Annotated in this window: 9 protein-coding genes; 2 read left to right on the forward strand and 7 right to left on the reverse strand. The window is 28.0% G+C overall.

All coding sequences use genetic code 11. The annotated features are described in order from the left end of the window. Positions 1-9 precede the first annotated feature (9 nt). The 3 genes from M4I33_RS12540 to M4I33_RS12550 all read right to left on the reverse strand — a co-directional run bounded on the left by M4I33_RS12540 (position 10) and on the right by M4I33_RS12550 (position 3575). Positions 10-1431: an ABC transporter permease gene (locus M4I33_RS12540; protein WP_257917112.1), complete on the reverse strand. Its 1422-nt coding sequence runs from the start codon at positions 1429-1431 to the stop codon at positions 10-12. Positions 1432-1516: 85 nt separating this feature from the next. Further along, complete coding sequence (locus M4I33_RS12545; RefSeq protein WP_257917114.1) at positions 1517-2932, reverse strand: HAMP domain-containing sensor histidine kinase; 1416 nt, start codon at positions 2930-2932, stop codon at positions 1517-1519. Then, on the reverse strand, positions 2910-3575 hold the full coding sequence (locus M4I33_RS12550) for a response regulator transcription factor (RefSeq protein ID WP_257917115.1): 666 nt from the start codon (positions 3573-3575) through the stop codon (positions 2910-2912). The genes M4I33_RS12545 and M4I33_RS12550 overlap by 23 nt, the downstream gene beginning before the upstream one ends. A 189-nt stretch (positions 3576-3764) precedes the next feature. On the opposite strand from M4I33_RS12550, the gene M4I33_RS12555 reads away from it, so the two are divergent. Next, positions 3765-4904 carry an AI-2E family transporter gene (locus tag M4I33_RS12555; RefSeq protein ID WP_257917116.1) on the forward strand — a complete coding sequence of 380 codons (1140 nt, stop codon included), beginning with the start codon at positions 3765-3767 and terminating at the stop codon, positions 4902-4904. 31 nt (positions 4905-4935) lie between these two features. On the opposite strand, the gene M4I33_RS12560 is transcribed toward M4I33_RS12555, so the two are convergent. Then, positions 4936-7101, reverse strand: a complete 2166-nt coding sequence (locus tag M4I33_RS12560) for a YhgE/Pip domain-containing protein (RefSeq protein ID WP_257917117.1) — start codon at positions 7099-7101, stop codon at positions 4936-4938. Positions 7102-7111: 10 nt separating this feature from the next. Beyond that, complete coding sequence (locus M4I33_RS12565; RefSeq protein ID WP_257917118.1) at positions 7112-9271, reverse strand: YhgE/Pip domain-containing protein; 2160 nt, start codon at positions 9269-9271, stop codon at positions 7112-7114. 287 nt (positions 9272-9558) lie between these two features. Between M4I33_RS12565 and yjeM the strand changes: the two genes are divergently transcribed. Further along, entirely contained in the window at positions 9559-11058 is a 1500-nt protein-coding gene (gene yjeM, locus M4I33_RS12570) for a glutamate/gamma-aminobutyrate family transporter YjeM (protein ID WP_257917119.1), read from the forward strand. A 42-nt stretch (positions 11059-11100) separates the two neighbouring features. Here yjeM and M4I33_RS12575 read toward each other — a convergent pair whose 3' ends face one another. Next, entirely contained in the window at positions 11101-11268 is a 168-nt protein-coding gene (locus tag M4I33_RS12575) for a hypothetical protein (RefSeq protein WP_257917120.1), read from the reverse strand. A gap of 213 nt (positions 11269-11481) precedes the next feature. Next, positions 11482-12207, reverse strand: a complete 726-nt coding sequence (locus tag M4I33_RS12580; RefSeq protein WP_257917121.1) for a Bax inhibitor-1/YccA family protein — start codon at positions 12205-12207, stop codon at positions 11482-11484. Between the last annotated feature and the right edge of the window lie 7 nt (positions 12208-12214).

Consider the following 12214-nt stretch of genomic DNA (forward strand, 5'->3'; position numbering starts at 1 on the left):
CATTCCTTTCTAATTATGCTTACTTAATATTTCTTTAGGTTCTAATCTCATTATTCCGATAGATGGAATAGCGATAGCTAAAAATGAGATAATTAAAGAAATTCCAACCATTTTTGATAAATCACTTATAGATACGTTAACTTCTAATTTGTCTATTGTTTCTACATTTTGATTATTTCTATCTCCTTTAAAATCTCCTCCCATACCGTTTGGCCCCATCATATAATCATTGGTTTTGTTATTTTCACTAAAAGAACTTATTTCTTTTTGAACTAAAACTTCTCCTAGTTTGTTACTTACAGCATTTCCTATTATTCCAGCTACTCCAAGTGATAATACTAAAATTATTAATACTTCCACTGCAAATTGACTTATTATTTTAAATTTACTTTCTCCAAGAGATAACAAAATTCCTATTTCATTTTTTCTATCTTTTATCCATAGCATTATTATTAATCCTAATATAATAGCACCTGCTATAGATACAATTACAACAGTAGCATTTGCAAATGATCCTACGTTTTCTATAGGTCCCATCATTTTTTCATACTCCCCGTTATTTGCATCTAATTTAAATAAATCGAAGTCTATATCTAACTTATTTGCATTTTCTAAAACTGAATCAACATTTACCGGATCGTTAACATAAAACTCTGCTCTATCTATATCACCGCTATCTGCACCCTTTATAGTGTTTACAAATGTATAGCTTGAGTAAATTTTATTATATGGATTCATAGCGTTATTTCTCATAGCGTTATCATTTAATTCAGAACTTGATTTATATATTCCAACTACTTCTACTTCTTTACTTTTTTCATCATTTACATCTTTTATCTTTATTTTATCTGAAACTTTAATATCGTTTTTCTCTGCAAGTGTTTCTTCAATTACAACTACATTTTTACCTGCATCATCAGCATTTATAGCTCTTCCACTTACTATAGAACCATCCTCCTCTGTCATCATTCTAACTCCTTGAAGAGTAAAATCTCCTGAAACCATTTTAGGCATATCTCTTCTCATGCTTCCCATATCTTTTGTAAACTCTTCTGTTGTACTACTTTCTATAGGTGCTAGAGAACTATTTGCCTCTGTATTATTTAAGATATTATAATCTTTAATATTATCTAAAGTTAGTATTTTATCTACATCACTCTTTTTTACAGAAGTTTTTGTTATTTTAAAATCTGGTTCTTTTCCGCTTTCTCTAGAACTTCTCATCTCTTCTCTCATCTTATCCATATTTTGAGATAAGGAAATTGTAGCTCCTAACTTTTGCCTAGCTAAAATACTAGCATTTTCTGTTGCACTTTTTATTGAAAAACCTGCTAAAACAAATACGCTTACAGTTGTTATTACTAAAAATAACAAAGCAGTTTTCCCTATTCTTTCTTTAATACTTAAAAATCCACGAACAAAAAAATTCATATCGTCACACTCCTTAACTTTCTATATGTCTAGGATATAGACACAAGCTGTAAGGTGTATGAATCCAATATGAATCTAATGTGAATTATAAAAATTCTAACTTAAATATGAATTTATTATCCTTTATTTGAAGTTTATATTTAATGTCTCCGTGTAATTCTAAGAAAGTTTTAACTATATAAAGCCCAAGTCCACTTCCGCCACTTTCACTATTTCGTGACTCCTCTACTCTATAAAAGGCTTCGTATAATTTATCTGTTTCCACTTCTAATTCTTTAAATATGTCATTTTCTATAGTTAAAATATTTTCTTCCATAAAAATTTTAATATTCTCTTTTGAATATTTAATGCTATTTCCAATTATATTTGATAAAACCTTTTCTAAAATAGATCTATCAATATAAACTACAGCCTCTTCGTCTATACTTATATCTAAATGTTTTTTACTCTTATTTATTAAATATTCTCTAGAGGATACTATATCTAAAACCATATCTTTTATATTTACTAATTCTTTATTAACTTTAACTTCTTCTTCTACTTTACTTACTTCTATTATTTCAGAAGTTAATTTTTTTAGTTTATTTACACTTTTTAAAGTTTGGTTTAAATATTTATCCCGGTCTTTGTACTTTCCGATATTATAAATCATTCCTTCTATTTGCCCGTTAATAATAGTTATTGGAGTTTTAAGTTCGTGTGATATAGCCCTTAAAAAATCCCGCCTTCTTCTATCTTGTAACTTTTCTTTTTCTATATCTAATTTTAATTTTTTATTTGCTTTTTCTAATTTTAAAATATTTTCTTTTAAATTCTCACTTATAAGGTTTATAGATTTTGAAAGCTCTGCAAATTCATCTATACCTTGAAAATCTAGCTTTTTAGAGAAATCTTTTTTAGCTATAGCTTTACAAACTGAGTTAATTTTAAGTAGCGGATTACTTATAGTTTTTGAGTAGATATATGTTATTATAGAGCCTATTATTATCGTTAAAACTAGCATTATAGGAAGTATAATAGTCATAACGTCATCTATATCCTTTTTATAGCCTAATGGAGTTATAGATATAATCTCTCTATATTCATCTATACTTTTTATGTATATCCTTTTTTTTATTTTAATTTCGCTTCTGCTTCCTCTTATATCTTTATTTTGAGGAGGAACCTTATTACCTTCTCTAAAAAATGGTTTATTTAAATCTTTTACAGTAGTATATTCTAAATCGTTTTTATCATTAAAAACAAATACCTGCGACCCATTATTATAAGAAAATTCATTTAAAGCGTATCTGTAATCTATATTTGAATCTTCTTTAAGAGTTTTTAAAGTATCTTCTAAACTACTATTTATTATGCTTTCTTTATTACTTAAATAAATTTTAGGAAATAAAAGATATAAAAGTGAATAGATTACTAGGGACGTTATTACTACAAAAACAGTAGAGATAATAAATACTTTCTTTTTAATACTAAAATTATTAAGCATCCTCTTTAAGTACATAGCCTATCCCCTTTACAGTTTTTATATAATCTTTTGAAATCTTTTTTCTTATATTTTTTATGTGAGCATCTATAACTCTCATATCTCCGTAATACTCATATCCCCAAACTTCATCCATAAGCATCTCTCTAGAAACAACCCTTGGGTAACTTCTTATAAGCATTTTTAATATATTAAATTCTTTTAAAGTTAATTCTAGCTCAACACTATTTTGAAATACTTTATAGGTTTCTTCATTTAATTCTAAATCTAAGAATGTATTTTTTAATTTAGAATTATCTTTTTCTCTTCTTCTTAAAACAGCTTCAACTCTTTTTATTAAAATTTTAAATGAAAATGGCTTACTTATATAATCATCTATTTTTGCATCAAAAGCTTTAATTTGATCTTCTTCACCATCTAATGCAGTTAAAAAAATTATAGGAACATCAGACTCATTTCTAATTAAATTACAAAGTGAATATCCATCTAATTTTGGCATCATCCAATCTATAATTAAAAGATCATAATCATTTTCTTTAAACTTTTCATACCCTATAAGGCCGTCTTCTGCAAAGTCCGTTTCATGCCCTTCTTCTTTTAAAAATTCTACTACTAATTCTCTTATTTCTCTTTCATCTTCAACAACTAAAATTTTACTCATTTTAAATCACCTTTTATCTCTAATATATAATTTTATAATATCATTTTTTTATTTTACTTAGTTAAAATTCACACAGACTTCACGTTCAAAATATTTTACTTCCTTCGTTGTTATAAATAAGTATAAAGTGTATAATATTTTTTATATAAGTTTAAACTATTATGTAATATATTTACAGGGGGATTTCTTTTGAAGGATTTTAAAGAAAAACTAAAACCTAATATTGTTTTAGCAACTTATATTATTGTACTCTCTTATGTTCTTTTAAATTTTGAAAAGGTTTGGAATTTATTATCTAGTGGACTTGGAATATTAACTCCCTTTATAGGTGCTATAGGAATCGCTTTTGTTTTAAATATTCCTATGACTTTAATTGAGAAGTTTATACTTTTCCCTCTAGAATCTAGAAAATATGAAAAATTTAAAAAACTTAAAAGACCACTTGCCATAATATTAACTTTAATTTTAATTATAGGTCTTCTTATAACTCTTATGGTATTTGTTATACCTCAATTAGTTAAAAGTATGTCTACGTTAACTGAAAGTATCCCAAGATACTTAAACTCATTTGAACATATGATAGACCAAAATTTAAGTAATATTCCTGGCGCAGATAAACTAATAAATGATATTTTATCTATGTGGAAAGATGTTCTTCAATTTGCAAGTGAATTTTTAGGAGTTGCAGTATCTCATGTATTAGATTTTACTATTTCAGTAACATCTGGTATAGTTACTTTCTTCTTAGCATTGATATTTTCAATATATATGCTTGCAAACAAAGAGAAGTTATCTTTAACTTTAAAGAAATTCATTTATGCACATTTAAAAATAAAATTTGCAGATAAGCTTTTAGAAATAGGTAGTCTATCTAATGATATTTTTTCAAAATTCATTGGAGGGCAGTGTTTAGAAGGATGCATTATAGGAACTCTTTGCACTATAGGAATGTTAATTTTAGGACTTCCTTACGCACTTCTTATAGGTGTAATTATAGGCGTTACTAGTTTAATTCCTATATTTGGTGCTTTTATTGGAACTATTCCTGCTATATTTATAATATTTATGATTAAACCTATAGAGGCTTTAATATTTTTAATATTTATACTAGCACTTCAACAAGTAGAAGGACATTTCATTTACCCTAGAGTTGTAGGTAATTCAGTTGGGTTAAGTCCTATTTGGGTTATGCTTGCAATGCTTGTTGGGGGAAGTTTATTTGGGCTTTTAGGATTCCTTCTTGGAATTCCAGCCTTTAGCGTTATATACAGATTAATAAGAGAAAATACTAATAAAAAACTTGCTAAAAAAAATATCAAAATTAATTAAAAAAAGCTGCCAAATATTTTGGCAGCTTTTTTTATATTTGAGCTTCTTTAAATTTATGTTCCATAAATTCATTACCTTTGTGGAAAAGTCTTTTTAAGAATCCTAAAAGTAAGAATACGGCTATAAACATACATAACATTTTTATATCTGAATAAACTGTAGGCCAAATCGGTCCTGCTATAGCTTCTCTAAATCCATCTATAGCATAAGTAAATGGCCATAGTGGTTGTAAAATACCAAATATCTCTGGGTTAGTTTGAATTGGATAAATTCCCCCTGAACCTGCAATTTGGAATACCATAATTACAACTGCAATAGCTTTACCAACATTTCCAAATAATGATGCTAAAGTGTAAATCATTATCATAAATGTTAAGCTAGATAAAAATGCAAAACCAAACATCAGCCCTACGGACTCTGGCTTTACTCCGAGAACTAAAATGTCTCCAAGAGTTGCTATAAATGTTTGAATAAATGATATACAAACAAATAATAGTAATCTTCCAAAGTGTCTTTCAGTAACAGAAGGCTCTTTCTTTCCATCTTTAAAATCTTTAACTTCTGTTGAAAGCATAGATGTCATAAGTAGTGCACCAACCCAAATACCAAGTACAGTATAAAATGGAGTTAATGCAACGCCAAAGACGTCTGTATTATATATTTTTTCTTCTTTAACATTTATAGGTGATGACATAAATGATGCCATAGTATCAGGATTCTTTTTCATTAAAGCTATAAGATCATCTAAAGTCTTATTATTTATATCTTTAGTTTCCTTTTGAACTTTATCAAGCTTTTCTTTGAATTCTGAAACTTTATCTGAAATTCTATCTATTTGAGTTGTAGCTACGCTACCACTTGAAATACCGAAACTAGTTAATGCATTAAGCTGTGGAACTACAATTCTTAAGCTATCTAATGCTGTGTTTGCTGAATCATTACCATGTTCTAAAACTGAACTTATATTATTTATTCCAGGTAATACTACATTATAAAATGTGCTAGCTCCTGTAGAAATTTTAGTATTTAATTCATCGTTAATTTTGCTTAAATTATCAAGTGCACTACTTATAGCATTTTTATCTCCACCAGATACTGCACTATCTAATTTATTTAAAGCATCAATTTCTCTATTTATTCCTTCTTTCATAGATTGAAGTGCTGTTATACCTGATCCAAATCCTAAGTTTGGATATTTAGAATTTAAATCATTTAGTATTTTTAAATTATTATCTATAACTTTGTTTATATTGTTTAGTGAAGAAATAATATTTTTTATGTTTTTTGATATTTCAGCACCATTAATAGTAATATTGTTATTTAAATCTTCTTTAAGTTTTCTTATTTGATCATTACATTTATCACTTATCATTTGAATTTGCATTAAATCATTTTTCATGTTACTGCTCATATCATTTACAGTCATTCTTGTGTTTGTGATTAATGTTTTATTACTATCTAAAATACTTTGTAGTGAGTTTATTCCGTCAGTTACTGTTGGTAAATCATTTTGAACACTCTTTAAGTAATCACTAAACTCTTTTGAATTTTTAGATGATTTTTCAATTTGATTTTGAACTTTAGTCATATTTTCACTAGCTTCATTCATAGCTTCTTTTAATTCTAAAACTTTAGGTTTATTGCTTTCGATTTTTGCACCTAATTCATTTAAATATTTAAAAGCTTCTTCATTTACAGTTTTTACAAAGTTAGTTTTAACTTCTTCTGTAAATTTTGTTTGTGCAACATCTGTGATCTTTGTTGCTATAGCATTAGCTTTTTGGTTTGCCTTATAAATAATTTCTGGCTTTTTAGGGTTTGCACTTGCAAGTGTTACTAAATCACTTGAAAAATTACTTGGAATTTCAATTAAGGCATAGTAATTACCTTCATTTAAACCGTAATTTCCTTCCCAGTCACTTACAAACTTCCAACCTATATCTTTATTATTTTTAAGTTCTTCAACTATTTCATTACCTATATTTACATTTTTGCCTTCAAGGGTAGCACCTTGGTCATTGTTAACTACTGCAACTGGTAAGTTGTAAGTATTAACATAGGGGTCCCAGCAGGCTTTTATATTAACCCATGCATATAGAGATGGTACGAAAAATAACCCAATTACTATAGCTAGCGCTGCACGATTCTTTTTTATATTTTTCAAATCTCTTTTGAAAATCTTAAATACATTCTTCATAACTAGCCCCCTATTCTGCAATTCCAGACTCTTCGAATTTTTCTTCGAATCGACTTATTTTTTTATCTAACTTTTCTTTAAATAGAATACCAATAATCAAGAATATTCCTCCAAATAATATAAGCATTGCAAAATCCATCACTACGCTACTTACTAGAGGTCCTGCTATAGCTTCCCTAAATCCACCTAATGCATAGGTAAATGGGAAAAATGGCTGAACTATTCTAAAGAATACAGGGTCTAATTGTATAGGATACGTTCCACCTGAACCTGCTATTTGTAAAACCATTATTATAATAGATATAGCTTTACCTAAGTTTCCAAGTAAGGATACTAAAGTATATATTATTATATTAAAACATAATGCTATAACTATGGAGAACGCTAAAAATAATGGCATATTATCAACTTGCACCCCAAGCAAATACTTATCCCCAAGTACTATTATTAGTGATTGGATAATACCAAGTACTAAAAATAATATAAGCTTTCCTAGGTAAACATCCCTAGGTGTAAGTTCTTCACTTCCAGGAAATTCTGGAACTGTAGTCTTAAGTACTGATGTAAGAACAAATCCTCCAACCCAAATTGCAAGAACTGAATAAATAGGTGTCATTCCTGTTCCGTAGTTTGCTATTTTGTAGATTGATTCATCTCTAACATCAAAAGGTGTTGCTATATTTTCTCCCATTAAATCTGGATCGCTTTGAATTATTGAAAGAATTTTAGCTAGATCATTATCGTTAACTTCTTTTAATTTTTTACTTAATTCACTTATATCACCTTTAAAGTTTTCTAAGGTTGATTTTAGATGATTTGCAGTTTCTGTTGTAAGTTTAGTTCCGTCTATAGCGGAATTTATAATAGTATTAATTTGAGTTACTGTCTTTTTAGAACCTTCTAATATCTTATTTGCATCGTTTGTCAAATTAATAAACTTATCAAATATATTATTAAGTTCTGGTTTTACAGATGAATTATACTCATTAAATGTGTTATTAACCTTACTACTTATACCATTTGAGATATCAAGTAACCCTTGAAGTTCTGAATTAATATTTCCATTTGAACTATTTATAGAATTTTGAATATCATCTATCTTTTTAAGTTCACTATCTATAGTTGTATTAATTCCTTCTAAGCTTTTAATTAACTTATCTAAGCTTTCATTATGAACTTTATCATTAATAGCCCTTAGATATGTTACTAAAGCTTCAATATTTTTTTTCATACTTTGAGCGTTTTGTCTTATTACGTTTAATGAACTGCTTGTGCTACTATCTATTCCTGAATTAACATCATCCATTAAATTTTTAATAGCTACATTCATTCTATCACTAGATGCTTTTAAATTACTCATGTTAGTTTCTAAATTGCTTATTGAATTATTTAAACTATTTTTAGTATAGCTTGCTAACCCTTTAGCATCTTTAGTATTTTTTTGCATGTCTTCTAAACTTTTAGTAAGACTTGGTAACGTATCTTTTATTCCTAAAAGGTAAGTGTTTAGATTTTCTGAATTTTGAGATACATCCCCTAAAATATTAAGCACAGTATCCATATGATCATTTAATAATATAATTTCATTTTTCATTTTTATTATATTGTCTTTGTTTTTTTCAACTTGCTTTGAAACGTCACCTATAGAACTAAATACTGTTGCATTTACAGTAGAAATAAAACTTGTTTTTATTTCTTGAACTAATGACTCTTCCGCTGCACCTGTGATTTTCCCTGATACTGGATTTGCTTTTGTATCTACTTTATAAATAATGTCTGGTTTTTTAGGATCGTTAGTTGTAAGACTTGTTAAATCCTTAGAAAAATCTTCTGGTATCTCAATTACAGCATAATAAGTTCCATCTACTACACCTATATCTGCTTGTTTTTGGTCTACAAATTTCCAACCAATCTTATCATTATCTTTTAGTTTATCAACTACATCGTCACCCATGTTAAGTTCTTTGTCATTTAACTTTGCCCCTTTATCATTGTTGACTATTGCAATTGGTATTGTGCCGGTATTTGAATAAGGGTCCCAGCTCGCTTTAATGTTTACCCACGCGTAAAGAGAAGGAATAATACAAATCCCTACCACTATTAAAATTGCGATTGGATTTTTCATAATAGCTCGGATATCCCTTTTAAATACGCTTAAAATCTTCTTCATAATAAACCTCCGAAATTTTAGCTCGACAAAATGCGAGCAACTACATATATACTATAAAAAAATAATATTAAAATTATAACAAATTTCATTGTATTAATATTGAAATTTTTGTAAACAAACTGTTACAAGTATTTTTATTTTATCGTTTCATATTTTATTTAATACTATTTTACTATTTAAAATATAATATAACTAATCCGCCTTCATAGATTGTTAACTTTTGACCTCCACTTTAATGTGATAAAGTATTATAATAAAATTATTTTTATACTTAGGAGGATTTTTTTATGAGTACAAAACAAACTAAAGACAAATTGACGCTTCTATCATTAATCTTAATGATATTTACGTCAGTTTTTGGTTTTACAAATATCGCAAGAGCTTATCTTTTAATGGGATATTCATCAATTCCTTGGTATGTACTTTCAGCTATAACATTCTTTTTACCTTATTGTTTAATGATGGCTGAATACGGTGCTGCTTTTAGAAAGGAACGTGGTGGTATTTATTCTTGGATGGATAAATCAGTAGGTCCAAAGTATGCCTTTGTAGTTACTTTTATGTGGTATACATCATATTTAATTTGGATGGTATCAACCTCTTCATCAATCTGGGTACCTTTTTCAAACCTTTTATTTGGTCAAGATAACACAGCCTCTTGGTCATTATTTGGACTAAGTGCACCACAGACTATGGCACTACTTGGAATAATATTTATCTCTTTAGTTACTTATACATCATCAAAAGGTTTAGATGACATAAAAAAAGTAACGTCTATAGGTGGTACTTTCGTAGCTTTATCTAATGTAGTTTTATTAGTTGGAGCTTTTATAGTTCTAGCACTTAACGGTTTTAAGTTAGCAGAACCTATTACTAAAGCTGCCTTTTTCACATCACCTGACCCGACCTACCAATCACCAGTTGGTATTTTTGGGTTTGTAGTTTTTGCTGTTTTTGCATACGGTGGTTTAGAGGCTATAGGTGGTTTAGTGGATCAAACTGAAAATCCAAAGAAAACTTTCCCAAAAGGAATTAAAATCTCAGCGGTTTTAATAGCCTTAGGATACTCTCTTGGAATATTGTGTGTAGGCTTTTTTACTAATTGGTCAGAAACTTTAAACAATCCAAATGTTAATATGGCAAACGCAAGTTATGTTGTTATGCAAAACTTAGGGTATTCTCTAGGACAAGCGTTTAACCTAACTCAAGGCGCTTCACTAGAGATTGGGATTTGGTTTGCAAGGTTTATAGGTCTTTCAATGTTCTTAGCTTTACTTGGTGCTTTCTTTACGTTAACTTACTCACCTATAAAGCAGTTAATAGAAGGAACTCCAAAAGAACTTTGGCCAAAATCATTTATAAAAATAGATGAAAATGGAATGCCAAAAAACGCTATGTGGATTCAATGCTTAGTAGTATGTGCTATTATATTAATCTCATCATTTGGTGGTGACACAGCATCAACTTTTTTAAATTATTTAATCCTTATGAGTAATGTTGCTATGACAATACCTTATATGTTTATAGCATTTGCCTTTATATCATTTAAAAAGAAAAAGGAAATTGAAAAACCTTTTGAAGTTTATAAATCACGTAAGGCAATTAGATTTTGGGTAACTATAGTAATAATTACAATAGCTTTTGCAAACTTCTTTACTATAATTAAACCAATTATAGTTTCAGGAGATTATGTAGCTACTATATTCCAAATAGCAGGCCCTATAATTTTCTCAAGTATAGCGTTAATACTTTATAGTAGATATGAGAAAAAAATTATAAAAAAATAATATAAAAGTTATGGTATCTAAAGAAATCTTTAGATACCTTTTTTATTTTAGAGTACTTTTAACCTCTTCTTCTTTTTTAACTGAATCGAGGCATTCACAGTTTAAAGTTTTGCTAAAATTTTTATAATACTCTGGTGTATTTCCATCTATACCCCTTTTATTTTCTTTTAAATCGTCTTTATTATCTTTAAAGTTAATTATTTCATGCATCTTTATCACTCCTTATGTTAATTTTATTTTAAGGAGTTTTTTTAATTTTATACAAAAATCTTACTTTACAAAACATTTATATTTTAAATTCAATATAATTTATAAATTTCAAAATTTTAGGTCTTTACTTTTATATAGTAAGTTTAAACTTATATCATATATATTTTTTAAGATAGTTATAAAAAAAGACATGAAGCTTAAGCTTCATATCTTTTAATCATTATCACTAACTAATTTAGCTAATAGTTGTAATATCTCTAGATATAACCATACTAAAGTAACCATTAAACCAAATGCGCCATACCATTCCATATATTTAGGTGCGCCCATTCTAGAGCCCTTAACTATAAAATCGTAATCTTGCATTAAGCTAACTGTTGCTAATACAACTACAATCAAACTAAACCCTATCCCTATAGGTCCATTTCCGTAAATAGGAACACTTACTCCAAAGAAACCTAAAACCATTGAAACTAATGAAGTTACTAAGATAGTTATTAAACCTATCATAACCCCTTTTCTAGTTTTATCAGCTATGCTTGGATTTTTACCATATACTAACATAGTAACAGCAACACAAACTATTGTAAGTAAAATAGCTGGTACTGCTATTCCGTTATAGTACTGATCAAAAAGGTTTGAAATACTTCCTAAAAATAGACCTTCAAAAGCAGAATAAATGATTGCAGTGAATTTTGCTACCTCTGGTTTAAATGTTGTTATCATTGCAATAACTAAAGTAAGTATTGATACTATCATCATAGTTCCATAACTAAATGGTACGTATGCATAGCTCCATATAAAACTTACAGCTAAAACTGCAAGTAAAATAAGAGTTTTTACAACACTTCCTGATACAGTCATTTGTCCTTCTTTATCTGATTCTAAAATAGAATTAAATCCTTTTTCCATTGCTGGATTTGAACTTCCATATCTCATAATATTT

The sequence above is a fragment of the Clostridium sp. LY3-2 genome, assembly GCF_024705715.1.
GTDB lineage: Bacteria > Bacillota > Clostridia > Clostridiales > Clostridiaceae > Clostridium.

Coding starts and splice junctions, on each gene's coding strand:
- M4I33_RS12540 (WP_257917112.1), bottom strand. CDS start 1,431: ATGAATTTTTTTGTTCGTGGATTTTTAAGTATTAAAGAAAGAATAGGG.
- M4I33_RS12545 (WP_257917114.1), bottom strand. CDS start 2,932: ATGTACTTAAAGAGGATGCTTAATAATTTTAGTATTAAAAAGAAAGTA.
- M4I33_RS12550 (WP_257917115.1), bottom strand. CDS start 3,575: ATGAGTAAAATTTTAGTTGTTGAAGATGAAAGAGAAATAAGAGAATTA.
- M4I33_RS12560 (WP_257917117.1), bottom strand. CDS start 7,101: ATGAAGAATGTATTTAAGATTTTCAAAAGAGATTTGAAAAATATAAAA.
- M4I33_RS12565 (WP_257917118.1), bottom strand. CDS start 9,271: ATGAAGAAGATTTTAAGCGTATTTAAAAGGGATATCCGAGCTATTATG.
- yjeM (WP_257917119.1), top strand. CDS start 9,559: ATGAGTACAAAACAAACTAAAGACAAATTGACGCTTCTATCATTAATC.
- M4I33_RS12575 (WP_257917120.1), bottom strand. CDS start 11,268: ATGCATGAAATAATTAACTTTAAAGATAATAAAGACGATTTAAAAGAA.
- M4I33_RS12580 (WP_257917121.1), bottom strand. CDS start 12,207: ATGAGATATGGAAGTTCAAATCCAGCAATGGAAAAAGGATTTAATTCT.